The following is a 24,064-nucleotide window of genomic DNA, read 5'->3' as shown; positions in this document are numbered from 1 at the left end:
ATCTTTTGATCTTAAAAACAACATCAAAAGATCGCAGCCTGCGGCAGCTCCTACAGGGATGGCGGTCAATCATGCAACATCTGGTAACTCCTTCAAAAAGAGTTCGATTGAGGTGGTAAATGTGAGTCCTTATCATTTGGCCCACATTTCCCGACCGAGAGACCACTCCCATGTTGGCACCCAAGCGTCTTCTGACCGCACTGGCCCTGACCCTGATCGGTAGCACCACGGCCCAGGCCGCTGATGAGGTGGTGGTTTACTCGTCGCGCATCGATGAGCTGATCAAACCGGTCTTCGATGCCTACACCGCCAAGACCGGGGTGAAGATCAAGTTCATCACCGACAAGGAAGCGCCGCTGATGCAGCGCATCAAGGCCGAAGGTGAAAACGCCACCGCCGACCTGCTGCTCACCGTGGATGCCGGCAACCTCTGGCAGGCCGAGCAGATGGGCATCCTCCAGCCGTTCACCTCGAAAACCATCGACGCCAACATTCCCCTGCAATATCGCTCGTCCACCCACGCCTGGACTGGCCTGAGCCTGCGCGCGCGCACCATCGCTTACTCCACCGAACGGGTGAAGCCGGGCGAGTTGACCACTTACGAAGCGCTGGCCGACAAGAACTGGGAAGGGCGCCTGTGCCTGCGCACGGCGAAGAAGGTTTACAACCAGTCGCTGACCGCGACCATGATCGAAGTTCACGGCGCAGCCAAGACCGAGGAAATCCTCAAGGGTTGGGTGAATAACCTGTCGACCGACGTGTTCTCCGATGACGTTGCAGTGCTGGAGGCGATCAACGCCGGGCAGTGCGACGTGGGCATCGTCAACACTTACTACTACGGTCGCCTGCACAAGCAGAAGCCGGAGCTGCCGGTGAAACTGTTCTGGCCGAATCAGGCGGATCGCGGTGTGCACGTGAACCTGTCGGGTATTGGCCTGACCAAACATGCGCCGCACCCGGAAGCGGCCAAGGCTCTGGTTGAATGGATGACCACGCCGGAAGCGCAGAAGATTTTTGCTGACGTGAACCAGGAATTCCCGGCCAACCCGGCGGTGGCGCCTTCGGAAGAAGTGGCGGCGTGGGGCAAGTTCATTGCGGACACCTTGCCGGTGGAAGTGGCGGGCAAGCGTCAGGCTGAGGCGATCCGGATGATGGATCGGGCGGGTTGGAACTGAGTCTGTTGCTGTAAAGATCAAAAGATCGCAGCCTTCGGCAGCTCCTACAGGGTGATCACATTTCCCAATGTAGGAGCTGCCGGAGGCTGCGATCTTTTCGCTTTCTTCCTTACACTCCACGATTTCCCCGCGAGACCTTTGAAGTGGCCCACCCCGCCCAACGCCGCTGGTACCCCATCGTCTTCGCCGTCGCCGCGTTGGTGCTGTTGCCCCTGAGCGTTCTGCTGTTGTCCTGGCAGACCATCGATCAACAAATCTGGTCGCACCTGTGGCAAACCCAGATGCCGCGCCTGCTCGGCAACACCTTGACACTAGTACTCGGCGTCGGTGTCGGTGTGACGCTGCTCGGCGTCAGCCTCGCCTGGCTCACCAGCCTCTGCGAATTCCCCGGGCGGCGCTGGCTCGACTGGGCGTTGATGCTGCCCTTCGCCATTCCCGCGTACGTGCTGGCCTTCGTCTTCGTCGGCCTGCTCGACTTCGCCGGCCCGGTGCAAACCCTGCTGCGCGAATGGTTCGGCACAGGCCTGCGCCTGCCCCGCGTACGCTCCACCGGCGGGGTGATTATCGTGCTGGTGCTGGTTTTCTATCCCTACGTCTACCTGCTGGCGCGCACCGCGTTTCTCGCGCAGGGCAAAGGCTTGATGGAAGCCGCGCGGGTGCTCGGTCAATCGCCGTGGCAAGCCTTCTGGCGCGTAGCGTTGCCGATGGCGCGCCCGGCGATTGGTGCCGGTGTGGCGCTGGCGCTGATGGAAACCCTCGCCGATTTCGGTGCGGTGTCGGTGTTCAACTTCGACACCTTCACCACCGCGATCTACAAAACCTGGTACGGCTTCTTCAGTCTGTCGAGCGCGGCGCAACTGGCCAGCCTGTTGCTGCTGGTGGTGATGCTGGTGCTGTACGGCGAACGTCGCGCACGCGGCGCCAACCGCGCGAGCAACGAGCGGCCTCGGGTGAAAGCGCTGTATCACCTGCGCGGATTCAAAGCCCTCGCGGCGATGAGCTGGTGCGGACTGGTGTTCGCCTGCGCCTTCGTGATTCCGATGCTGCAACTGATCGTCTGGTTCTGGCAGCGCGGGCGTTTCGATCTCGATGAGCGCTATGCCGGGCTGATCCTGCACACCCTCTATCTGGGCGGCATGGCGGCGCTGATCACCGTCAGCGTCGCCTTGCTGCTGGCCTTCGCCCGGCGCTTGGCGCCGACGCCGGCGATCAACTCCGGCGTGGGTCTGGCCAATCTCGGTTACGCCTTGCCGGGTTCGGTGCTGGCGGTGTCGATCATGCTGGCCTTCAGTTATCTCGATCGCGAATTGGTGATCCCGCTCTCCGGCTGGCTCGGTGGCGCTGGCAAACCGTTGCTGCTCGGCAGTCTCGCGGCGCTGTTGATGGCGTATCTGGTGCGCTTTATTGCGGTCGCCTACGGCCCACTGGAAAACAGTCTGGCGCGTATACGGCCGTCTTTGCCCGAAGCGGCACGTAGCCTCGGTGTCAGTGGGCCACGACTGTTTTTCAAAGTGTATCTGCCGTTGTTGCTGCCCGGCACGTTGAGCGCCGCGCTGCTGGTGTTCGTCGATGTGCTCAAGGAAATGCCCGCGACCCTGCTGATGCGCCCGTTTGGCTGGGACACGCTGGCCGTGCGCATCTTTGAAATGACCAGCGAAGGCGAATGGGCGCGGGCGTCGTTGCCGGCGCTGACCCTGGTTTTGGTCGGACTGTTGCCGGTCATCGGCCTGATTCGCCGCTCGGCGCATCGAAACACTTAGTAGTGAGTCCTGAATCATGCGGCTACAATGCGCGGCATTCGGTGCGGTTCGTCTGACAGACCCGTTCGCTGGAATCGGCTGAGAGCCTTCTATTTCAAGGCTTTCGCCCGTGCAGCGGCTGTCCGCACCTTCGCCACGCCCGGAAGGAGAAACCCATGGGACAGCGTACGCCTCTGTATGACCTGCATCTCGCCCTAGGCGCGAAGATGGTCGATTTTGGCGGTTGGGACATGCCACTGCATTACGGCTCGCAGGTCGAGGAGCACCACGAGGTGCGCCGCGATTGCGGGGTGTTCGATGTATCCCATATGACCGTGATCGATGTCACCGGCAACCAGGCCAAGGCCTGGCTTCAGCATTTGCTGGCCAATGACGTCGAACGCCTGCACCGCCCCGGCCGTGCGTTGTACAGCACCATGCTCAACGAGCGTGGCGGCATCGTCGACGACATGATCGTCTACCGCCTCGACGAGGGTTATCGTCTGGTGGTCAACGCGTCCACCCGCGATCAGGATCTGGCGTGGATGAACGCGCAACTTTCCGGCTACGACGTGCAACTGCATGAGCGTTCCGAGATGGCGATGCTGGCCATTCAAGGCCCGCAAGCCCGGCACAAGATTGCCGAGCTGGTGACCCAATCCCGCGCCACGCTGATCCAGCACCTCAAACCCTTCGAAGGCTATACCGACGGCGACTGGTTCATTGCGCGCACCGGTTACACCGGTGAAGACGGTCTGGAAATCGTCCTGCCAGCCAATCAGGCTCCGGGTTTCTTCAACGATCTGGTTGGCGCCGGCATTTCCCCGATCGGTCTCGGCGCCCGCGATACCTTGCGCGTTGAAGCCGGGATGAACCTCTACGGTCAGGACATCGATCAGGACGTTTCGCCGCTGGCCTCGAACATGGCCTGGAGCATCGCCTGGGAACCGGCCTCACGGCAGTTCATCGGCCGCGCTGCCCTGGAGGCGGAAAAAGCCGCTGGCGTGGCGCACAAACTGGTCGGTCTGGTGCTGGAAGAACGCGGCGTTTTGCGCGCTCATCAAGTGGTTCGTATCGCCGATGTTGGCGAAGGAGAGATCACCAGTGGTAGTTTCTCCCCTACGCTAAGCAAATCGATTGCCCTGGCGCGTGTTCCGATGGCAACCGCCGACCGCGCCGAAGTGGAAATCCGTGGCAAGTGGTACCCGGTACGTGTGGTCAAACCGACCTTCGTCCGCCATGGCAAAACTTTGATCTAACCTTTTCCGGCGGGCACGACCGCTGACAATTTCTCGAGGACACCGAAGATGAGCGATATCCCTGCCGACCTGCGTTTTGCCGAAAGTCATGAATGGGCCCGTCTGGAAGCCGACGGCACCGTCACTGTGGGCATCAGCGATCACGCGCAGGAAGCGCTGGGTGATGTGGTGTTCGTCGAGCTGACTGAAGTCGGCAAGGTCTTCGCTGCACAAGATCAGGCCGGTGTGGTTGAGTCGGTGAAAGCCGCTTCCGACATCTACGCGCCGATCGGCGGTGAAGTGATTGCCGTCAACGAAGAGCTGGGTGGTTCGCCTGAACTGCTGAACTCCGACCCGTACGGCGCGTGGATCTTCAAGATCAAGCCAACCGACGCGGCTGAGCTGGACAAGCTGCTGGATGCCGGCGCTTACAAGGCTGCCATCGGCGAGTAAGTTGTCTGAAATACCCAAAGCCCTGACTTGTCGGGGCTTTTTTTTCAGGATCAAAAGATCGCAGCCTTCGGCAGCTCCTACAGGGGGATGGTGTAGACCTTGTAGGAGCTGCCGAAGGCTGCGATCTTTTGATCTTCAAGGGCACTGCTATGCTGGTTTGACCGTGTTGCATTGACGCCGAGCGCCAGCCAAGAGAGAGCCCTCATGTCCCAGTTGCCGTCCTTGAGCCAGTTACGCGATCCCGATGCTTTTCTGCGTCGTCACCTCGGCCCGGATGCCGCCGAGCAACAAGCGATGCTCGACAGCCTCGGCCTCGGCAGTCGCGCCGAACTGATCGAACAGACTGTGCCGCCGGGCATCCGCTTCAATCGCGCACTCGATCTGCCGCCGGCGCTGGACGAACAAGCGGCGCTGGCCAAACTGCGCGGTTATGCCGAGCAGAATCAGGTCTGGAGCAGCCTGATCGGCATGGGCTACCACGGCACCCTGACGCCGACCGTCATCTTGCGCAACGTGCTGGAAAATCCCGGTTGGTACACCGCGTACACGCCGTATCAACCGGAGATCGCCCAAGGCCGGCTTGAAGCGCTGCTGAATTTCCAGCAACTGACCATCGACCTCACCGGCCTCGAATTGGCCAACGCTTCGCTGCTTGATGAAGCCACGGCGGCGGCTGAAGCCATGGCCTTGGCCAAGCGTGTGGCGAAGTCGAAGAGCAATCTGTTTTTCGTCGATGAGAACTGTCACCCGCAGACCATTTCCGTGGTGCAGACCCGCGCCGAGGGCTTTGGCTTTGAGCTGATCATCGACGCTGTGGATAACTTGAAGCAGCACCAGGTATTCGGTGCGCTGCTGCAATATCCCGACACCCACGGCGAAGTGCGCGATCTGCGTCCATTGATTGATCACTTGCACGCTCAACAAGCGCTGGCGTGCGTCGCTACGGATTTGTTGAGTTTGCTGTTGCTGACCCCGCCGGGTGAGTTGGGCGCGGATGTGGTGTTTGGTTCATCGCAACGGTTCGGCGTACCGATGGGTTACGGCGGCCCGCACGCGGCGTTTTTTGCCAGTCGTGAGGAGTACAAACGAGCGATTCCGGGGCGGATCATCGGTGTGTCGAAAGATGCTCGGGGCAACGTCGCGTTGCGCATGGCCCTGCAAACCCGCGAGCAACATATCCGCCGCGAGAAGGCCAACTCGAACATCTGCACAGCGCAGGTGCTGTTGGCGAATATCGCCAGTTTCTACGCGGTGTATCACGGCCCGGAAGGTCTGAAACGCATTGCCCAGCGCGTACATCGGTTGACCTGCATTCTGGCGGCAGGCCTTGAACGGCATGGGCTGAAACGCCTGAACGCGCAGTTTTTCGACACGCTGACGCTCGACGTTGGTGGCGCACAAACCGCGATCATCGAAAGCGCTCTGGCGGCGCAGATCAACCTGAGGATTCTCGGCCGCGGCCGCGTCGGGCTGAGCCTTGACGAGACCTGCGATGAAACGACCGTGGCGAAACTGTTCGATGTCTTGCTCGGGGCTGATCACGGCTTGAGCGTCGACGATCTCGACGCCGAGGCGCTGACCTCGGGCATCCCGGAAAACCTTCAGCGCACAACGCCGTACCTGCGCCATCCGGTCTTCAACGCGCACCACAGCGAAACCGAGATGCTGCGCTACCTCAAACAACTGGAGAACAAGGATCTGGCGCTCAACCAGTCGATGATCCCGCTGGGCTCCTGCACCATGAAACTCAACGCCACCAGCGAGATGATCCCGATCACCTGGCCGCAATTCGCCAACCTGCATCCGTTCGTGCCGCGCGAGCAAGCCGTCGGCTATACGCTGATGATCGAGGAGCTGGAGCGCTGGCTCTGCGCGATCACCGGTTTCGATGCGATCTGCATGCAGCCCAACTCCGGTGCGCAGGGCGAATACGCCGGGCTGCTGGCGATTCGCAAATATCACGAGAGCCGGCAACAGGGCGCTCGGGATATTTGCCTGATTCCTTCGTCAGCCCACGGCACCAACCCGGCGTCGGCGCAGATGGCCGGGATGCGCGTGGTGATCGTCGAGTGCGACGCGGCGGGCAACGTTGATCTGGAAGATTTGAAAGCCAAAGCCGCTGAGGCTGGGGATAAGTTGTCGTGTTTGATGGCGACGTATCCGTCGACCCATGGCGTGTACGAGGAGGGCATCAGCGAAATCTGCGAAGTGATCCACCAACACGGCGGTCAGGTGTACATGGACGGCGCCAATCTCAACGCGCAGGTCGGGCTGGCGCGGCCGGCGGACATTGGTGCCGACGTCTCGCACATGAATTTGCACAAGACCTTCTGCATTCCTCATGGCGGCGGTGGGCCCGGCATGGGGCCGATCGGGATTCGTGCGCACTTGGCGCCGTTCGTTGCCAATCACCCGGTGGTGCCAATCGACGGGCCGCTGGCGCAGAACGGCGCGGTCAGTGCCGCGCCGTGGGGCAGCGCGAGTATTTTGCCGATCAGCTGGATGTACATCGCCATGATGGGCCCACAACTGGCGGACGCCAGTGAAGTAGCGATTCTTGCGGCGAATTACCTGGCGCAGCATTTATCCGGCGCGTTTCCGGTGTTGTACACAGGGCGTAACGGGCGGGTGGCGCATGAATGTATTCTGGATTTACGGCCGCTGAAGGCGCAGACCGGGATCAGTGAAGAGGATGTTGCCAAGCGGTTAATGGATTACGGTTTCCACGCGCCAACCATGTCATTCCCGGTGCCGGGAACGTTGATGGTCGAGCCGACCGAGAGCGAGTCGAAGGCTGAGCTGGATCGGTTTCTCGGCGCGATGCTGAGCATTCGAGCGGAAATCACCGAGGTGCAAAATGGTAACTGGCCGGCAGAAGACAATCCGCTGAAACGCGCGCCGCATACCTTGGCGGATGTCATCGGGGTGTGGGAGCGGCCATACAGTATCGAACAGGGCATCACCCCGGATGCGCACACCAAAGCGCACAAGTATTGGCCAGCGGTGAATCGGGTGGACAACGTTTACGGCGATCGCAACCTGTATTGCGCGTGCGTGCCGGTGGACGATTACCGCTGACATACAGACTCTATGCAGTCCTTGTGGGAGCGAGCTTGCTCGCGAAGGCGGAGTGTCAGGCGCCGCATATTGTGAATGTGACATTGTCTTCGCGAGCAAGCTCGCTCCCACAGGGTTTTGTGTTGGGCTTAGAAGACAGGCAAAAAAATGCCGCTCGATTGAGCGGCATTTGAGTTACTCGGAAGCCACGGCGTTTTTCGCCAGAATCGCATTCGCCAGTTCCATGTCCGTGGCCTGCAGGCCCGGGTTGTCGGCGCGTACTTTCTGCATCGCGGCTTCCAGGTACGGCCCACGAATGCTGCCGTCACTGGCAACGAAGCTGCCGGCATCGTCCTGTGCGGCGATGATCAGCTTGTGATCCTTGAAGGTCAGGTAGGTCGAACCGGTGGTCGCACCGGACGAAATGACGTTACGCCAAAAGCTGTCCGCCATGGCCGAACCAACGGGAAGGGACAGCAGGGCCAAGGTGGCGACAGCAAGTTTGAGACGCATGATGAGGTGACTCCTGGGGGTTAACTAGGGCGTTGGATTGCCAAGCCCCGATCCAGTTCCCTGACGGGCTACTTGAGCTCACTCTGCGGCGTGACCCGCAACACTTCCTCAATCGTGGTCAGCCCCGCCGCGACTTTCTGCGCGCCGGACAGACGCAAACTGCGCATGCCTTCCTTGAACGCCTGACGTCGAATCGCTGCCAGATCGGTGTCCGGCGTGATGAACGTTTTGAGGCTGTCGCTCAGTTGCATGATCTCGTAAACCCCGGCGCGGCCGTGATAACCAGTGTCGCGGCACTCCACACAACCGATTGCCCGTTGCGCATTGCCCGGCAGCGGCGCTTGCCACGGGCGGGTCAGGGTTTGCCAGTCTTCTTCCTCCAGCGTCTGCGGCGCCTTGCAGTGTGGGCACAGCGTGCGCACCAGACGCTGGGCCATAACGCCGAGCACGGTGGCTTTGATCAGATAATGCGGCACGCCGAGTTCGAGCAGACGGCTGATCGCGCTGGGTGCGTCGTTGGTGTGCAACGTCGACAGCACCAAGTGCCCGGTGAGCGCTGCCTGAATCGCCATTTCGGCGGTTTCCAGATCGCGGATCTCGCCGATCATGATGATGTCCGGGTCTTGTCGCATCAGCGCACGCACCCCGGCGGCGAAGCTCAGGTCGATGTTGTGCTGCACCTGCATCTGGTTGAACGCCGGCTCGACCATTTCGATCGGGTCTTCGATGGTGCAGAGGTTCACTTCCGGCGTCGCCAGTTTTTTCAGCGTGGTGTACAGCGTTGTGGTCTTGCCCGAACCTGTCGGCCCGGTGACCAGGATGATGCCGTTGGGCTGGCGGGTCATGTCCTGCCAGCGCCGCAGATCGTCGGCGCTGAAACCCAGTTGATCGAAATCCTTGAGCAGCACTTCCGGATCAAAAATCCGCATGACCATTTTCTCGCCGAACGCGGTGGGCAGCGTCGACAGGCGTAACTCAACTTCGCCGCCCTCCGGGGTCTTGGTCTTGACCCGGCCGTCCTGCGGTTTGCGTTTTTCGGCGACGTTCATCCGCCCAAGGCTTTTCAGGCGACTGACAATCGCCATGGTCACCTGCGGCGGAAATTGATAGACGTTGTGCAGCACGCCGTCGATGCGAAAACGCACGGTGCCTTGTTCGCGCCGGGGTTCGATGTGGATATCGCTGGCGCGTTGCTGGAAGGCGTACTGGAACAGCCAGTCGACAATGTTGACGATGTGCGCGTCGTTGGCGTCCGGCTCCTGATCGCTGGCGCCGAGGTTGAGCAGTTGTTCGAAGTTGCCGAGGTTGCCGCTCTGCGCATCGGCATTGCTGGCGCCGCTGACCGATTTTGCCAGCCGGAAAAACTCGACGCTGAAGCGCTGGATGTCCGCCGGGTTGGCCACCACCCGTTTGATCGGCAGTTTCAGCACGTGAGTCAGATCGGCTTCCCAACCAGTGACGTAAGGCTGGGCGCTGGCCACAGTCACCGCATCACGGTCGACCGCTACGGCGAGAATCTTGTGCCGTTGCGCGAAGGCGTAAGACATCAAGGGCGTGATCGCGGCGACGTTGATCTTCAGCGGATCGATGCGCAAATACGCCTGGCCGGCCTGTTGCGCCAGCCACAAAGTCAGGCTTTCCAGGTCGAGGTGTTTGCCCGGACGGCTGAGGTCGTCGAGTTGCTGGCTGGCGATGAATTCCAGCGGGTGCATCTGGCCGTTCGCCGCGTGACGGCGGCGCGCATTCAGCGCCTGCTCCGCCGCGTCCTGGCAAATAAAGCCTTGGGCGACCAGTTCACGCAGCACATCATTGAGTTCCAGCCAGCGGTCCTGAGTGGCGAATTGAACGGACATGCGGGCTTCCTTTTAAACGACAGTGCGCAAAAGGATAGTCGCGGCCGGGCAGACCGTTGGGCCACTACCCGACGAAGCCGTTGCCGGATTTGTCAGCCGGCCGCTTGTGCAGGCGCATCCCAAGCGTTGTCGGCGTTTTGCAGATCCACCGAGCAAACGCTGATCAGGTTACGAAGTTTTTCCGCGATCACTTGCGCGCGATGCCAACTGAGTCCGCCCATGACGATGTCGATCGACATTAGATCGTCCGTGCGCTGCACGTTGACCTGTTCGGGCGTGAGGAATTGCAGGGCGAACAGATTCAGCACCCGCACCAGCAAATCCGGCTCGGCTTCGGCGAGGATTTGATATTGCGCCAGGCAATGGGCGTTGCTGACGTTCCAGACGTCGGCGCGGGTGGGCGTGGTGGTGACGGCTTCGAGGTGCGGCATGACGAGTCTCCAAATTCTCTGGAGGAATTTTTACATTCGGTGCGGGGTATTTCTTGGCTATGATCGGCGTTATTGGCGATTGATCGAATGGATCAATTCGCAAGGCAGTTGATTAGAGGTTTTTCTATGCACAGTGAGCTGGACAGCTATGACCGCAAGATTCTCGCCCTGCTGCAAGAGGACGCTTCACTGTCCAGCGCGCAGATCGCCGAGCAGGTCGGCCTCTCGCAATCGCCGTGCTGGCGGCGGATTCAGCGGATGAAGGAGGAGGGCATCATTCGTGGCCAGGTGACCTTGCTTGATCGCAAGAAGATCGGCCTGAATACGCAGATCTTCGCCGAGATCAAACTCAACGCGCACGGGCGTTCGAACTTCACCGAATTCACCGAAGCGATTCGCGGCTTTCCGGAGGTGCTGGAGTGTTATGTGCTGATGGGCGCGGTGGATTTTTTGTTGCGGATCGTCGCGGCGGACATTGAGGCGTATGAGCGGTTCTTCTTCGAGAAACTGTCGCTGGTGCCGGGGATTCAGGAAGTGAATTCGATTGTGGCGCTGTCGGAGATCAAATCCACCACGAGTTTGCCTGTCTTGCGATAAAGCAAAAGATCGCAGCCTGCGGCAGCTCCTACATGGGGCGGGTGTACACCCTGTAGGAGCTGCCGCAGGCTGCGATCTTTTAGCGGTGTTACATGCGCAGCAGCATTTTCCACGCACGATTCTGGTAAACCGCAATCGCCTGCTGCTTGCGCGCATCAAGCAGTTCGTCAGTGATCGTCGGCTCGTTGGCCAGTTGTGCCAGTTTGTTCAGTTCGCCGTACAGGCGATCCATTTCCGGGATCTCCAGCACGTTGCGTGCGTGGTGCAGCCAGACCTGAATGCGCTCGATACGCGGCAGTTGCTCAGCCAGATCTTCCGGCTGCTGCTGATAACGCTGCAATTGCAGTGCCGTCGCTTCTTCGCCCAAGGTGCGCGGCAACCAGCTGTGCAACTGCGCGCCGCCCTGACGATTACCACGCACGTTACGCTCGGCGGTCCAGGTGCGAGCCAGCAACCAGCGCGAAGTGTTCAGCGAGAACAGGCCCCAACGCGGGTCTTCGAGTTCTTCGAGGAACTGCTCCGGCGCGGCTTTGCGCACGTCTTCGTCTTCGATACCGGCTTGCACCAGCGGGCGCCAGTCTTCCAGCAACGCATCCAGCGCAACGCGCAAGTCGTGGGTCGACTGACGCGGTGCCGCCTGGCCGAGGCTGCTGAGCAGGGCGCGCATTTCGGCGAGGTTCTCGACCCAGTCGAGCAGCAGGCGCCAGTGGCCGTTGAAACGATATTGCTCAGCCAGACGCTGGCTGCTGCCGAGCAGGTGCCAGCTCAGCGCGGCGAAAGCGTCGTCGAGTTGGGTTTCCGGGGTCAGCTCTGGCGCCGGCAGGCTCAGCGAGTAGCTGTTGGCGTCGTACAGACGATAACCGCGCTCAGCCTTGCTGATGTCGCACGGCATCAGCGCGAGGGTAGCGGCCAGTTCAGCGGCCAGTTCCAGCAGCGCAGCAGGCTCGCCTTCGCGCAGTTCCAGTTCCAGCTCGCAGATTTCTTCTTTCTGCTTGCCGACTACAACGTGACCGAGATCCAGCGCGGCTTCGATAACCACTTTGCTCTTGCCACGGCCCCAGGCAATTTCGGCGCGTTCGCGGACGAAATCGGTGGTGAAGATCGGCTTGAGGGTTTTCTTGTCCAGCTCGGCCAGCGACTCGGGCCAGCATTCGCCGTCGAGTTTCTTCACGTCGAGTTTGGCTTTCGGCAACTTCCAGTCGTATTCATTACGCTCGGACAGGCCGGCGACGCTCTGGCCACGGGTCTTGAGGGTCTGAATCACTTCGTCACCGTCCTTGCGCAGGCGCAGGGCAACTTTGGCCTGAGCCAGATCGCGCTCGGGGGTGTCGAAGTACTGGTTCATCAACTCACGGCGTTCCCAGCCACTTTTGTTGCGTTTTTTCAGTAACGGGTGCTCGCGCAGGGCGGCGAGGGTTTCGCGGCTGACGCGGAGTTTGATTTCGGTTTCTTTCTGCATGGCCGGAAAATCCAGGATCGGGAGCGCAGCCGGGGAATATGTGGCTGCCAAGGCCGTGCAGTGTACAGGACTGATTCGTCCTACGCCCTGCGGCGGTTTATTCCTGACGCCGGATGGTTCTATGATGGACTTCAAATCGGGAGTTGGAGTCAGCGATGCCTTTGCCGTCCATGCAAGACCAGTTCGCTGCGCTGATTGCCGCGCCGTCGGTCAGCTGTACCCAACCGAACCTTGATCAGTCCAACCGCGCGGTGATCGATTTGCTCGCCGGCTGGCTGGGTGATCTGGGTTTCAGCTGCGATATCCAGCAAGTCAGCCCCGGCAAATTCAACCTGCTCGCCAGTTTTGGCAGCGGCCCCGGCGGGCTGGTGCTGGCCGGGCACAGCGACACGGTGCCGTACGACGATGCGTTGTGGCAGACCGATCCGCTGAAACTCACCGAAGTCGATGGCCGTTGGGTCGGCCTCGGCAGTTGCGACATGAAGGGCTTTTTCGCGCTGATCATCGAAGCGGTGTTGCCGCTGCTCGATCAACCGTTCAAGCAACCGTTGCTGATCCTCGCCACCTGTGATGAAGAAAGCTCGATGTCCGGCGCCCGCGCGCTGGCCGAGGCCGGGCGTCCGCTGGGTCGTGCGGCGGTGATTGGCGAGCCGACCGGGCTCAAGCCGATCCGCATGCACAAAGGCATCATGATGGAGCGCATCGACATTCTCGGGCAGAGCGGCCATTCGTCGGATCCGCGCCTGGGCCACAGCGCTCTCGAAGCGATGCACGATGCGATCGGCGAACTGCGTGGTCTGCGCCTGTTGTGGCAGCGTGAATTCAACAACCCGCAGTTCAGCGTGCCGCAGCCGACGATGAACTTCGGTTGCATTCATGGCGGCGATAATCCCAACCGGATTTGCGGCCAGTGTTCGCTGGAGTTCGATCTGCGACCGCTGCCGGGCATGGATCCGAAGGTGCTGCGCGCGGAGATTCTGCGCAAGCTCAACCCGGTGGCCGAGCGGCATCAGGTGAAGATCTATTACAAACCGTTGTTCCCGGAAGTGCCGCCGTTCGAGCAGGATGCAGACGCCGAACTGGTGCGCATCGCCGAAAAGCTCACCGGTCATAGCGCCGAAGCAGTAGCGTTCGGCACCGAAGCGCCTTATCTTCAGCGCCTCGGCTGCGAAACCATCGTGCTCGGCCCCGGCGACATTGCCTGCGCGCATCAGCCCGGCGAGTACCTTGAAATGTCACGTTTGCAGCCTACCGTGCATCTATTACGGCAACTGATTGAACATTACTGCCTGAAGAATTGAACGCCTCCCTTGTAGGAGCTGCCGAAGGCTGCGATCTTTTGATCTTGGTTTTAAAGCGCAAAAGATCGCAGCCTGCGGCAGCTCCTACAGGGTAGGTCGTTAAATTTGTGGGAATTGAACCCGTATTCATGAGGAGAGCGCGCGTGTCGCCAAGCCTGTTCCGACGATAACCATCAGCCCGCTGTGCGTTTTCCGTTTCGCCCTTTTTCCGGCTGCTATTTATTACAGGCCCAGGTTCATGCCCGAATACGTCAATTGGCTTCGTCACGCGTCCCCTTACATCAATGCCCACCGCGACTGCACCTTCGTCGTCATGCTGCCCGGCGACGGCGTGGAGCATCCTAACTTCGGCAACATCGTCCACGACTTGGTCTTGCTGCACAGCCTTGGCGTGCGGCTGGTGCTGGTGCACGGTTCGCGCCCGCAGATTGAAACCCGCCTCGCCGCGCGCGGCCTGACCCCGCATTACCATCACGGCATGCGCATCACCGATGCCGCGACTCTGGAATGTGTGATCGATGCAGTGGGCCAGTTGCGCATTGCCATCGAAGCGCGGCTGTCGATGGACATGGCCTCGTCGCCGATGCAGGGCTCGCGTCTGCGCGTGGCCAGCGGCAACCTCGTTACCGCGCGGCCGATCGGCGTGCTGGAAGGCGTCGACTATCACCACACCGGCGAAGTGCGCCGGGTCGACCGCAAGGGCATCAATCGCCTGCTCGATGAGCGTTCGATCGTGCTGCTGTCGCCGCTGGGCTACTCGCCGACCGGTGAAATCTTCAACCTCGCCTGCGAAGACGTCGCTACCCGCGCGGCCATTGATCTGGGTGCCGACAAACTGCTGCTGTTCGGCGCTGACCTCGGCCTAATCGACGAAAACGGCAAACTGGTGCGCGAACTGCGCCCGCAACAAGTGCCGGCGCATTTGCAGCGTCTGGGCAGCAACTATCAGGCGGAACTGCTCGATGCCGCTGCCGAAGCGTGCCGTGGCGGTGTCGCGCGTAGCCATATCGTCAGTTACGTCGAAGACGGTGCGCTGCTGACCGAGCTGTTTACCCGTGACGGTGGCGGTACGCTGGTCGCGCAAGAGCAATTCGAATTGGTGCGCGAAGCGGCGATTGAAGATGTCGGCGGTTTGCTCGACTTGATCAGTCCGCTGGAAGAGCAGGGGATTCTGGTGCGTCGTTCGCGCGAAGTGCTGGAGCGCGAGATCGAGCAGTTCAGCGTGGTCGAACGTGAAGGCATGATCATCGCCTGTGCGGCGCTGTATCAGATTGCCGAATCGGACGCCGGTGAACTGGCGTGCCTGGCAGTGAACCCGGAATATCGCCACGGTCGTCGCGGCGATGAGTTGCTGGAGCGCATCGAGACACGTGCTCGGGCGCAGGGCTTGAAAACGTTGTTCGTACTTACCACCCGTACCGCGCACTGGTTCCGCGAACGCGGCTTCGAGCCAAGCAGCGTTGAGCGCCTGCCAGCGGCACGGGCGTCGCTGTACAACTACCAGCGCAACTCGAAGATCTTCGAAAAAACCCTGTAAAGCTCAGCGGGCGCTCTTGTGGTGAGAGCATTTATCTGTGGTGAGTGGGGTGACCTGTGGCGAGGGGATTTATCCCCGATGGACTGCGTAGCAGTCCCCGCTTTTAAAGCAGGGCCGCTGCGCAGCCCATCGGGGATAAATCCCCTCGCCACAGGGTTTTTCATGCAGCCAGTGAGAAATTTTGCATAAGCCAGCGATGAATTTTGGGTTCACTCAGCTATAAATTTCGCGCTCACGTACGGCGAATAATCCGGCAGCACCGTCTCAACTTTGCCCTGTTCCTTCAAAAACTTCGCCGTCTCGCCAATCGCCTTCGCCGTGCCGCCGTCCAGCAGCGCCGTGGTTTGTTGTGCCTTGGCATCCGGGAATGCGGAACCGGCGAGCAATTCCGGCACGTCGGCGGCATTGGCACCGGTCAGTTTGGCGATTTTCTGTACAGGCACCGAGTCAGCCGTCCAGCTGTCTTTGTGCGCCGCGTAATCAGCAAACGAGTCCAGCGTGACCTTGGCGAATTTGGCCACGACGTCCGGGTGCTTCTCGGCAAAGTCCTTGCGCGCCACCCACACTTCAAAGGTCGGCGCGCCCCACTGGCCAACTTGCGCAGCATCGGTCAACGTCTTGCCGGTCTTGCGGATTTCACCCAGCGCCGGCGACCAGACAAACGCACCATCAATATCGCCACGCTTCCACGCCGCGGCGATTTCTGCCGGTTGCAGGTTCACCACTTTGACTTTCGAAGCGTCCAGACCCCAATGCTTCAGGGCACCGAGCAGGCTGTAATGCGAGGTGGAAACGAAGGGTGTGGCGATGGTCTTGCCGACCAGATCCTGCGGGGAATTGATGCCGCTGCCATTGCGCACCACCAGTGCTTCGGCGGCGTTGATCTGCGCCGAAACGATGAAGGCGACGATCGGCAGATTACGCGAGGCCGCCGCCGCCAACGGGCTGGAACCGAGGTTGCCGATCTGCACGTCGCCGGAAGCAATGGCTGTCACAACTTCCGGGCCGCTGTTGAAGCGACGCCAGTCGATCTTCTCGCCGATGGTTTTCTCGTAGACACCGTCAGCCTGCGGGACTTTGCTCGGATCGATGCCGGTTTGGTAGCCAACCGTGAGGTTGGCCGCCTGTGCGGAAAAAGAAAATATCGCCGATACACAAACTGTAACAAATTGACTCGATAGTGCGCGTTTGGCCATGATGGCGTCGCCTTTTGGATAGGGTTTGACGTGATTTGATACGCCAAAGCTAATCGATCTAAAAAAAGGCTAACAAATACCATTTAGGAATGAGCTTAGTAGCCGATATCCTGTATCCCGCTGCAGGTGGCCATTAATGGGCCATATACTCGAATGGTATTAAAAAGAATGAAATAATTCTTTTTGGGGTTATCAGGAAATCAGTACTGTGCAGGGACCCAAATAACTGCGATTAGACCTTGGTCGTAGACACACGAGGTTACGATTGACTTGTCAGTCACGGTCTGGCGCTAATCGCGCATCTTAGGATCCAGGGCATCAGACCCCGGGCCAGGAACACAAAAATTAGAAACGAGAGGAGCTATACATGAACAAGTCCACCTTGGCCCTGGCTGTGGCCGTAGGGGTTATGGCGCAGCAGGCAGGCGCCGCCGGTTTCATCGAAGACAGCAAGGCCACACTGGGGCTGCGTAACTTCTACATCAACACTGATAACCGTGACTCCGGCACCAAAGCCGCTGGCGCTCAGAGCAAGAACGAAGAATGGGGCCAAGGCTTCGATCTGCGTTTCATCTCCGGTTACACCCAAGGCACCGTCGGCTTCGGTATCGACGCCATCGGCCTGCTGGGCATCAAGCTGGATTCGGGCGGCGGCACTAACGGCGCTACTGCTACCTCTTACGGCGGCACTGTGTTCCCGAGCAAGTCCAACGGCGAAGCGGTTGATAACTACTCGAGCCTGGGCCTGACTGCCAAAGCCAAGATCTCCCAGACCGAACTGAAATTGGGCACCCTGCAGCCAAAACTGCCGGTCATCGTGACCAACGACGGTCGTCTGCTGCCACAAACCTGGCAGGGTGGCCAGATCACTTCCGGCGACATCAAAGACCTGACCCTGGTCGGTGGTCAGATCGAAGCCGTGAAAGGTCGTAACTCCAGCAACAACGAGCAACTGTCGATTGGTGGCGCTAACAGCCCAACCATCACCGGTCGCGACAGCAACAAGTTCATCTACGCCGGTGGTGACTACAAAATCACCAAAGACCTGACTGCCCAGTACTACTACGGCAACCTGGAAGATTTCTACAAGCAACACTTCCTGGGTCTGGTTCACAACTGGGCAATCGGCCCGGGCGTGCTGAAGTCCGATCTGCGTTACTTCAACAGCTCCGATGACGGCGCCAACGGCGACACGCCTGCTTACTACAGCACCGGTAGCTACGCTGGTTTCGCCAACGGTCGCGGTAAAGTCGACAACAACCTGTACAGCGGCTTGTTCCTGTACACCGTTGCCGGTCACACCTTCGGTGGTGGCTATCAGGTCAGCAACGGCAGCAGCGACTTCCCTTGGCTGAACCAGGGCGACGGTTCGTCGAACTACACCATCACCGACATGCAAATCCAGAAGTTCGGCCGTGCCGGCGAGCGCACCTGGCAAGCACGCTACTCCTATGACTTCGCCAAAGTGGGCGTGCCTGGCTTGACCGCTGGCATGGTTTACCTGCGTGGCGACAACATCGATACCTACAACGCCGGTCGCGTTCAAACCTCGAATGGCGCTTCCGAGTGGGAACGCGATTTGACCGTCGCGTACGTGATCCCGGAAGGCCCGTTGAAGAACGTGGGCTTCATGTGGAAAAACGCTTCGTGGCGCAACGACATCGCCGGTCAGCGCGACCAGGACGAAAACCGTCTGATCCTCAGCTACTCGCTGCCGCTGCTGTAATAGCGTTTTCAAGTATCTGACGTAAAAAAAGCCCCGTCCGGCATCGCGCCGGACGGGGCTTTTGCGTTTTCGAGTCAGGCCCACCCCCGTAAGCCCTCCCCGAATTTCCCTCTTTACTGCAACTCAAGGCCTTCTCGAACCTTGCGACCGATGTTCGTCGGGATGCCGTTCAGCGTCCAGTGAACAGATGTTTAATATTCACTTATGATCTAGATATCTGATTATTTATTCTTTTTCAGAATGGCAAATCCCGAGCTACAGTTGAGGTCTCCAACAACTCATCAGGAGCAGCACCATGAGCCTCAGACTCGGCGACATCGCCCCCGACTTCGAACAGGATTCCAGCGCCGGCAAGATTCGTTTTCACGAGTGGCTGGGCAATAGCTGGGGCGTGCTGTTCTCCCACCCGGCGGACTTCACCCCGGTGTGCACCACCGAGCTGGGTTTCACCGCCAAACTCAAAGATGAATTCAGCAAGCGCGGCGTCAAAGCCATTGCGCTGTCGGTCGACCCGGTGGACTCGCACCACAAGTGGATCGAAGACATCAACGAAACCCAGAACACCGTCGTCAACTTTCCGATCCTGGCCGATGCCGATCGCAAGGTCTCGGATTTGTATGACCTGATCCACCCGAACGCCAACGACACGCTGACCGTGCGTTCGCTGTTCGTGATCGATCCGAACAAAAAGATTCGCCTGACCATCACCTACCCGGCGAGCACCGGGCGCAACTTCCATGAGATTCTGCGGGTGATCGATTCGCTACAACTCACCGACAACTACAAAGTGGCCACGCCGGCCAACTGGCAGGACGGTGATGAGGTAGTGATCGTGCCTTCGTTGAAGGACGAGGAAGAGATCAAGCAGCGCTTTCCGAAGGGCTATCGGGCGGTGAAGCCGTATCTGCGCCTGACGCCACAGCCGAACAAGTGATCTCACCGGGCAGATCGTTCCCACGTCGAGACGTCGAACCGTCCGCGTGGGAATGCCGCCCGTGACGCTCTGCGTCACAGTGGACGCGGAGCGTCCATGGATTCATTCCCACGCAGAGCGTGGGAACGATCAGTGGTAGCTACTAAGCAGGGGATTTCAGGCCGTTTCGACGGCCTTTTTTTTCGCCTGAAACAAAGCAATCCGCATATCTCCAAAACGCATAACCAAATGAATAAATATGATTTATGGATATATAAATCAGCTGGTAAGGTCACTCCCATCGAAGCGAGATCGCAACCCGCGAATCGCCTGTAATGCTTAAGGAATCGTCTCAATGCTGGTTGTCTCACTCGGTGGCAGTCCCAGCCTGCGCTCCCGTTCCGGGGTGCTGCTGGAGCGCTCGCAACGTTGGTTGCAGCAGCAAGGCGTGGGAGTGGTGAGTTATCAGATTCGGGATTTCCCGGCCGAGGATTTGCTCCATGCCCGCTTCGACAGCCCGAAGGTGCTCGACCTGCTGCAACAGATTGAAAACGCTGACGGGCTGTTGATCGCCACACCGGTTTACAAAGCGTCTTTTTCTGGCGCGTTGAAGACGCTGCTGGACCTGCTCCCAGAGCGTGCCCTGAATCACAAGATTGTTTTGCCGATGGCCACCGGCGGCAGCATCGCCCACATGTTGGTGGTCGATTACGCGCTCAAGCCTGTGCTGTCGGCATTGAAAGCCCAGGAAATGCTCCAGGGGATTTTCGCCGAGGACAGCCAGATTGCTTACGGCGAAGGCAGTGCTGCCGCGCAACTGGCACCGGCGCTGGAGCAGCGACTGCATGAAGCGCTGGATCAGTTTGTCGGCGCCATGGCCCGCCGCCCGAAACCGCTGGAACCGGGCCTGTTGAACGAACGTTTGTTGAGTGCTCGCTGGAGCATTTAAGCCTCACCCGCATTTGATGTACTTCACCTTACTCAGCCGCTAACGGCCAAGCAGGTGCAGCCAAAACCCAACAGCAAAAAGGAGAGCGCTATGCGCACTGTATTTTTGCGTCGTGGTCTGGTCGCTCTGTTTGCTGCGGCTGTCACCTTCGGCGCCATTACTCAAGCTCAAGCCGAGACACTTCGGATTGGTTATCAGAAATACGGCACGCTGGTGCTGCTCAAAGCCAAAGGCACGCTGGAAAAACGTCTGGCCGCCCAAGGCGTCGACGTGCAATGGACTGAGTTCCCCGGCGGCCCGCAGTTGCTGGAAGGCCTGAACGTCGGCTCGATCGACTTCGGTGTCACTGGCGAAACTCCACCGGTGTTCGCTCAGGCTGCTGGCGCTGATCTGCTCTACGTTGCCTACGAACCGCCAGCGCCCAACAGCGAAGCGATCCTTGTGCCGAAAGACTCGCCGATCAAATCGGTGGCTGATCTCAAGGGCAAGAAAGTCGTGCTGAACAAAGGCTCCAACGTCCACTACCTGCTGGTGCGTGCGCTGGAAGATGCCGGTCTCAAGTACACCGACATTCAAACCGTATTCTTGCCGCCAGCTGATGCTCGCGCTGCGTTCGAACGTGGCAGCGTTGACGCCTGGGTCATCTGGGATCCGTACCAGGCCGCCGCCGAAAAACAACTGCAAGCGCACACCCTGCGCGATGGCAAGGGCATCGTCGACAACCACCAGTTCTATCTCGCCACCAAGCCTTACGCACAGAAAAATCCTGAGGTGATCAAAGCCCTCGTTGAGGAAGTGCGCGCCGTCGGCGAGTGGTCGAAAGCCAACCCTGAAGACGTGACTCAACAAGTCGCGCCACTGCTCGGCCTGCCGGCGGACATCACCCTGACCTCGGTGAAACGCCAGGGCTACGGCGCACTGTTCCTGACCCCGGAAGTGGTCGCCGCGCAGCAAAAAATCGCTGACACGTTCTACCAGCTCAAGCTGATTCCGAAGCCGCTGAGCATCAAGGATGTGATCTGGACACCACCGGCCGCTGTGGCCAAAGCGCTGTAATTCGAATCCCCAAGGAGACCACTCCATGAGCCTCAATATCTTCTGGTTCCTGCCTACCCACGGTGACGGCCATTACCTTGGCACCGCCGAAGGCGCTCGCGCCGTCGACCACGGTTATCTGCAACAGGTCGCGCAAGCGGCGGATCGTCTGGGTTTCGGCGGCGTGCTGATTCCGACCGGCCGTTCCTGCGAAGACTCGTGGCTGGTGGCGGCGTCGCTGATCCCGGTGACCCAGCGTCTGAAGTTTCTTGTTGCGCTGCGCCCCGGGATCATTTCCCCGACGGTCGCGGCGCGGCAGGCAGCGACACTGGATCGTCTGTCCGGCGGCCGTGCGCTGTTCAACCTGGTAACCGGCGGTGACCCAGAAGAATTGGCTGGTGACGGTCTGTTCCTCAGCCACGAAGAACGCTATCAAGCCTCGGTGGAATTCACCCGCATCTGGCGCCGTGTGCTGGAAGGCGAAACCGTTGATTACGACGGCGAGCACATCAGCGTGAAAGGCGCGAAGTTGCTCTATCCGCCGATCCAGCAACCACGTCCGCCGCTGTACTTCGGTGGCTCGTCGGAAGCGGCGCAGGATCTGGCCGCCGAACAAGTGGAAATGGTGCTGACCTGGGGCGAGCCGCCAGCAGCCGTCGCCGAGAAGATTGCCCAAGTTCGCGCCAAAGCCGCCAAACTCGGCCGCACCGTACGCTTCGGCATTCGTCTGCACGTGATCGTTCGTGAAACCAACGCAGAAGCGTGGCAAGCGGCGGATCGGCTGATCTCGCATCTGGACGACGACACCATCGCTCGCGCTCAAGCGTCGCTGGCGCGTTTCGATTCGGTCGGCCAGCAACGCATGGCCGCCCTGCACGGCGGCAGCCGCGACAACCTCGAAGTCAGCCCGAATCTTTGGGCTGGTGTTGGTCTGGTGCGCGGCGGTGCCGGTACGGCGCTGGTCGGCGATGGCCCGACTGTGGCCGCTCGCGTGAAGGAGTACGCGGATTTGGGCATCGACACCTTTATCTTCTCCGGTTATCCACACCTTGAAGAGTCGTATCGCGTTGCTGAACTGTTGTTCCCGCACCTCGACATCGAGCGTCCGGAACTGCCGAAAAGCGCCGGTTACGTCAGCCCGTTCGGCGAGATGGTCGCCAACGACATTCTTCCCAAAGCAGCGTCGCAGAGCTGAGGCGCGCCATGAAAAAAATCATCCACAGCCTCGCGCCCTGGGCGTTGCCGGTGTTGTTGCTGGCGGTGTGGCAGTTGTCGGTGTCGGCGGGCTGGTTGTCGACACGGATTCTGCCGGCACCGGTGGCAGTGATCGAAGCCGGCGTGAACCTGGTGCGCAGCGGCGAAATCTGGACGCACCTGGCGATCAGCGGCTGGCGCGCGGCGCTCGGTTTCACCATCGGCGGCAGCATCGGTCTGGTCTTGGGTTTCATTACCGGCCTGTCGAAATGGGGCGAACGCTTGCTCGACAGCTCGGTACAGATGATCCGCAACGTGCCGCACCTGGCGCTGATTCCGCTGGTGATCCTGTGGTTCGGCATCGACGAGTCGGCGAAGATTTTTCTGGTGGCGTTGGGCACGTTGTTCCCGATCTACCTCAACACTTATCACGGCATCCGCAATGTTGATCCGGCGCTGGTGGAGATGGCGCGCAGTTATGGCCTGTCCGGTTTCAGCCTGTTCTGGCAGGTGATTCTGCCGGGCGCGCTGCCTTCGATTCTGGTCGGTGTGCGCTTCGCACTGGGCTTTATGTGGCTGACGCTGATCGTCGCCGAAACCATTTCCGCCAGCTCCGGCATCGGCTACCTGGCGATGAACGCCCGGGAGTTTTTGCAGACCGACGTAGTGGTGCTGGCGATTCTGCTTTACGCGGTGCTCGGCAAACTCGCCGACCTCGCCGCCCGTGGACTTGAGCGTGTGTGGTTGCGCTGGCATCCGGCCTATCAGGTTGCCAAAGGAGGTGCAGCATGACCGCTCAACAACCTCCACGCCTGCTGCGCGGGATTCCGCTGGCGGTGCGCAACCTGCAGAAAACCTTCGGCGCGCGGCAGGTGCTGCGTGACATCGATCTGCACATTCCGGCGGGGCAATTCGTCGCGGTGGTCGGGCGCAGTGGCTGCGGCAAAAGCACCTTGCTGCGCTTGCTCGCCGGCCTCGATCAACCGACTGGCGGCGACTTGCTCGCCGGTTCTGCGCCGCTCAGCGATGCGCGGGAAGACACCCGATTGATGTTCCAGGAAGCGCGTCTGCTGCCATGGAAAAAGATCATCGACAACGTTGGGCTCGGCCTTAAAGGCAACTGGCGTCCGCAGGCATTGGATGCGCTGGAAGCAGTCGGCCTGGCCGATCGCGCCAATGAGTGGCCGGCGGCTTTGTCCGGTGGGCAGAAGCAGCGCGTCGCACTGGCCCGGGCGCTGATCCATCAGCCGCGCCTGCTGTTGCTCGACGAACCGCTCGGCGCACTGGACGCGCTGACCCGCATTGAAATGCAGCAACTGATCGAACGTCTCTGGCAGCAACACGGCTTCACGGTGTTGCTGGTGACCCACGACGTCAGCGAAGCGGTGGCGATTGCCGACCGGGTGATTCTGATCGAGGACGGCGAAGTCGGCCTTGACCTGCACGTCGAACTGCCGCGCCCACGGGTACGCGGTTCGCACCGACTGGCCGCGCTGGAAACCGAAGTGCTCAACCGAGTTTTGTCCCTGCCCGGCGAACCGCCGGCGCCGGAACCTGTTTCACCACTGCCTACGCAATTGCGTTGGGCGCAATGAAGCAGCTGCGAGCTTCAAGCTACAAGCTACAAGTAGACGCGCTGTGCTTTTGCTTGCCGCTTGAAGCTTGCCACTTGCCGCTTATTTCGACCTCAGGAGAAAT

The 24,064-nt window shown here is 60.1% G+C and carries 20 protein-coding genes; 15 read left to right on the top strand and 5 right to left on the bottom strand.

Annotated elements, in window-relative coordinates:
* Positions 1–170 precede the first annotated feature (170 nt).
* The 5 genes from AD669_RS26010 to gcvP all read left to right on the top strand — a co-directional run bounded on the left by AD669_RS26010 (position 171) and on the right by gcvP (position 7,683).
* Positions 171–1,175, top strand: a complete 1,005-nt coding sequence (locus AD669_RS26010; protein WP_008081441.1) for an extracellular solute-binding protein — start codon at positions 171–173, stop codon at positions 1,173–1,175.
* A gap of 143 nt (positions 1,176–1,318) precedes the next feature.
* The gene (locus AD669_RS26005; protein WP_053124872.1) at positions 1,319–2,935 is read left to right on the top strand and encodes an iron ABC transporter permease; all 1,617 of its coding nucleotides are present in this window, start codon (positions 1,319–1,321) and stop codon (positions 2,933–2,935) included.
* 155 nt (positions 2,936–3,090) lie between these two features.
* Positions 3,091–4,173, top strand: a complete 1,083-nt coding sequence (gcvT, locus tag AD669_RS26000) for a glycine cleavage system aminomethyltransferase GcvT (protein WP_053124871.1) — start codon at positions 3,091–3,093, stop codon at positions 4,171–4,173.
* Positions 4,174–4,221: 48 nt separating this feature from the next.
* Complete coding sequence (gene gcvH, locus AD669_RS25995) at positions 4,222–4,605, top strand: glycine cleavage system protein GcvH (RefSeq protein WP_053124868.1); 384 nt, start codon at positions 4,222–4,224, stop codon at positions 4,603–4,605.
* Positions 4,606–4,809: 204 nt separating this feature from the next.
* Positions 4,810–7,683 (top strand): aminomethyl-transferring glycine dehydrogenase, encoded by a 2,874-nt coding sequence (gcvP, locus tag AD669_RS25990; protein ID WP_053124866.1) that lies wholly within the window; start codon positions 4,810–4,812, stop codon positions 7,681–7,683.
* Positions 7,684–7,857: 174 nt separating this feature from the next.
* Here the strand turns inward: gcvP and AD669_RS25985 are convergent, their stop codons facing one another.
* From AD669_RS25985 to AD669_RS25975, 3 genes are all read right to left on the bottom strand, one after another.
* Positions 7,858–8,178: a DUF2388 domain-containing protein gene (locus AD669_RS25985; protein ID WP_172680170.1), complete on the bottom strand. Its 321-nt coding sequence runs from the start codon at positions 8,176–8,178 to the stop codon at positions 7,858–7,860.
* A 65-nt stretch (positions 8,179–8,243) separates the two neighbouring features.
* Positions 8,244–10,028, bottom strand: a complete 1,785-nt coding sequence (locus AD669_RS25980; RefSeq protein WP_053124863.1) for a GspE/PulE family protein — start codon at positions 10,026–10,028, stop codon at positions 8,244–8,246.
* 92 nt (positions 10,029–10,120) lie between these two features.
* Positions 10,121–10,459 (bottom strand): hypothetical protein, encoded by a 339-nt coding sequence (locus AD669_RS25975; RefSeq protein ID WP_053124861.1) that lies wholly within the window; start codon positions 10,457–10,459, stop codon positions 10,121–10,123.
* Positions 10,460–10,585: 126 nt separating this feature from the next.
* Here AD669_RS25975 and AD669_RS25970 point away from each other — a divergent pair, with 126 nt between their 5' ends.
* Positions 10,586–11,056 (top strand): Lrp/AsnC family transcriptional regulator, encoded by a 471-nt coding sequence (locus tag AD669_RS25970; RefSeq protein ID WP_007913818.1) that lies wholly within the window; start codon positions 10,586–10,588, stop codon positions 11,054–11,056.
* Between the two features lie 88 nt (positions 11,057–11,144).
* Here AD669_RS25970 and AD669_RS25965 read toward each other — a convergent pair whose 3' ends face one another.
* Positions 11,145–12,515, bottom strand: coding sequence for an inorganic triphosphatase (locus AD669_RS25965; RefSeq protein ID WP_053124859.1), 1,371 nt, complete (start codon positions 12,513–12,515; stop codon positions 11,145–11,147).
* Positions 12,516–12,670: 155 nt separating this feature from the next.
* Here AD669_RS25965 and argE point away from each other — a divergent pair, with 155 nt between their 5' ends.
* Together argE and argA are read left to right on the top strand one after the other, a co-directional pair.
* The gene (argE, locus tag AD669_RS25960) at positions 12,671–13,816 is read left to right on the top strand and encodes an acetylornithine deacetylase (protein WP_053124857.1); all 1,146 of its coding nucleotides are present in this window, start codon (positions 12,671–12,673) and stop codon (positions 13,814–13,816) included.
* A gap of 238 nt (positions 13,817–14,054) precedes the next feature.
* Positions 14,055–15,353 (top strand): amino-acid N-acetyltransferase, encoded by a 1,299-nt coding sequence (gene argA, locus AD669_RS25955; RefSeq protein WP_053124855.1) that lies wholly within the window; start codon positions 14,055–14,057, stop codon positions 15,351–15,353.
* A gap of 209 nt (positions 15,354–15,562) precedes the next feature.
* Here argA and tauA read toward each other — a convergent pair whose 3' ends face one another.
* On the bottom strand, positions 15,563–16,549 hold the full coding sequence (tauA, locus tag AD669_RS25950; protein ID WP_053124853.1) for a taurine ABC transporter substrate-binding protein: 987 nt from the start codon (positions 16,547–16,549) through the stop codon (positions 15,563–15,565).
* A gap of 367 nt (positions 16,550–16,916) precedes the next feature.
* On the opposite strand from tauA, the gene AD669_RS25945 reads away from it, so the two are divergent.
* From AD669_RS25945 to ssuB, 7 genes are all read left to right on the top strand, one after another.
* A complete protein-coding gene (locus tag AD669_RS25945) occupies positions 16,917–18,275 on the top strand; it encodes an OprD family porin (RefSeq protein WP_053124851.1) in 1,359 nt (452 codons plus the stop codon).
* A gap of 295 nt (positions 18,276–18,570) precedes the next feature.
* Positions 18,571–19,209: a peroxiredoxin gene (locus tag AD669_RS25940; RefSeq protein WP_053124849.1), complete on the top strand. Its 639-nt coding sequence runs from the start codon at positions 18,571–18,573 to the stop codon at positions 19,207–19,209.
* Positions 19,210–19,543: 334 nt separating this feature from the next.
* Positions 19,544–20,137, top strand: coding sequence for an NADPH-dependent FMN reductase (gene ssuE, locus AD669_RS25935; RefSeq protein ID WP_053124847.1), 594 nt, complete (start codon positions 19,544–19,546; stop codon positions 20,135–20,137).
* Between the two features lie 90 nt (positions 20,138–20,227).
* Positions 20,228–21,193: a sulfonate ABC transporter substrate-binding protein gene (locus tag AD669_RS25930; RefSeq protein ID WP_053124845.1), complete on the top strand. Its 966-nt coding sequence runs from the start codon at positions 20,228–20,230 to the stop codon at positions 21,191–21,193.
* A gap of 25 nt (positions 21,194–21,218) precedes the next feature.
* Positions 21,219–22,367 carry an FMNH2-dependent alkanesulfonate monooxygenase gene (ssuD, locus tag AD669_RS25925; protein WP_008085337.1) on the top strand — a complete coding sequence of 383 codons (1,149 nt, stop codon included), beginning with the start codon at positions 21,219–21,221 and terminating at the stop codon, positions 22,365–22,367.
* An 8-nt stretch (positions 22,368–22,375) separates the two neighbouring features.
* Positions 22,376–23,158 carry an aliphatic sulfonate ABC transporter permease SsuC gene (ssuC, locus tag AD669_RS25920; protein WP_053124842.1) on the top strand — a complete coding sequence of 261 codons (783 nt, stop codon included), beginning with the start codon at positions 22,376–22,378 and terminating at the stop codon, positions 23,156–23,158.
* Complete coding sequence (gene ssuB, locus AD669_RS25915) at positions 23,155–23,961, top strand: aliphatic sulfonates ABC transporter ATP-binding protein (RefSeq protein ID WP_053124840.1); 807 nt, start codon at positions 23,155–23,157, stop codon at positions 23,959–23,961. The genes ssuC and ssuB overlap by 4 nt, the downstream gene beginning before the upstream one ends.
* Positions 23,962–24,064: the final 103 nt, after the last annotated feature.

It is taken from the genome of Pseudomonas sp. P1.31 (genome assembly GCF_001269815.1).
Lineage (GTDB): Bacteria > Pseudomonadota > Gammaproteobacteria > Pseudomonadales > Pseudomonadaceae > Aquipseudomonas > Aquipseudomonas rustica.
The sequence above is the reverse complement of the archived record's forward strand: the minus strand, read 5'-3'. Positions and strand labels throughout refer to the sequence as shown.

What these genes read in the sequence shown, in the direction of transcription:
- AD669_RS26010 (WP_008081441.1), top strand. Translation starts at nt 171, where the DNA reads ATGTTGGCACCCAAGCGTCTTCTGACCGCACTGGCCCTGACCCTGATC.
- gcvT (WP_053124871.1), top strand. Translation starts at nt 3,091, where the DNA reads ATGGGACAGCGTACGCCTCTGTATGACCTGCATCTCGCCCTAGGCGCG.
- gcvH (WP_053124868.1), top strand. Translation starts at nt 4,222, where the DNA reads ATGAGCGATATCCCTGCCGACCTGCGTTTTGCCGAAAGTCATGAATGG.
- gcvP (WP_053124866.1), top strand. Translation starts at nt 4,810, where the DNA reads ATGTCCCAGTTGCCGTCCTTGAGCCAGTTACGCGATCCCGATGCTTTT.
- AD669_RS25980 (WP_053124863.1), bottom strand. Translation starts at nt 10,028, where the DNA reads ATGTCCGTTCAATTCGCCACTCAGGACCGCTGGCTGGAACTCAATGAT.
- AD669_RS25975 (WP_053124861.1), bottom strand. Translation starts at nt 10,459, where the DNA reads ATGCCGCACCTCGAAGCCGTCACCACCACGCCCACCCGCGCCGACGTC.
- AD669_RS25970 (WP_007913818.1), top strand. Translation starts at nt 10,586, where the DNA reads ATGCACAGTGAGCTGGACAGCTATGACCGCAAGATTCTCGCCCTGCTG.
- AD669_RS25965 (WP_053124859.1), bottom strand. Translation starts at nt 12,515, where the DNA reads ATGCAGAAAGAAACCGAAATCAAACTCCGCGTCAGCCGCGAAACCCTC.
- argE (WP_053124857.1), top strand. Translation starts at nt 12,671, where the DNA reads ATGCCTTTGCCGTCCATGCAAGACCAGTTCGCTGCGCTGATTGCCGCG.
- argA (WP_053124855.1), top strand. Translation starts at nt 14,055, where the DNA reads ATGCCCGAATACGTCAATTGGCTTCGTCACGCGTCCCCTTACATCAAT.
- tauA (WP_053124853.1), bottom strand. Translation starts at nt 16,549, where the DNA reads ATGGCCAAACGCGCACTATCGAGTCAATTTGTTACAGTTTGTGTATCG.
- AD669_RS25945 (WP_053124851.1), top strand. Translation starts at nt 16,917, where the DNA reads ATGAACAAGTCCACCTTGGCCCTGGCTGTGGCCGTAGGGGTTATGGCG.
- AD669_RS25940 (WP_053124849.1), top strand. Translation starts at nt 18,571, where the DNA reads ATGAGCCTCAGACTCGGCGACATCGCCCCCGACTTCGAACAGGATTCC.
- ssuE (WP_053124847.1), top strand. Translation starts at nt 19,544, where the DNA reads ATGCTGGTTGTCTCACTCGGTGGCAGTCCCAGCCTGCGCTCCCGTTCC.
- AD669_RS25930 (WP_053124845.1), top strand. Translation starts at nt 20,228, where the DNA reads ATGCGCACTGTATTTTTGCGTCGTGGTCTGGTCGCTCTGTTTGCTGCG.
- ssuD (WP_008085337.1), top strand. Translation starts at nt 21,219, where the DNA reads ATGAGCCTCAATATCTTCTGGTTCCTGCCTACCCACGGTGACGGCCAT.
- ssuC (WP_053124842.1), top strand. Translation starts at nt 22,376, where the DNA reads ATGAAAAAAATCATCCACAGCCTCGCGCCCTGGGCGTTGCCGGTGTTG.
- ssuB (WP_053124840.1), top strand. Translation starts at nt 23,155, where the DNA reads ATGACCGCTCAACAACCTCCACGCCTGCTGCGCGGGATTCCGCTGGCG.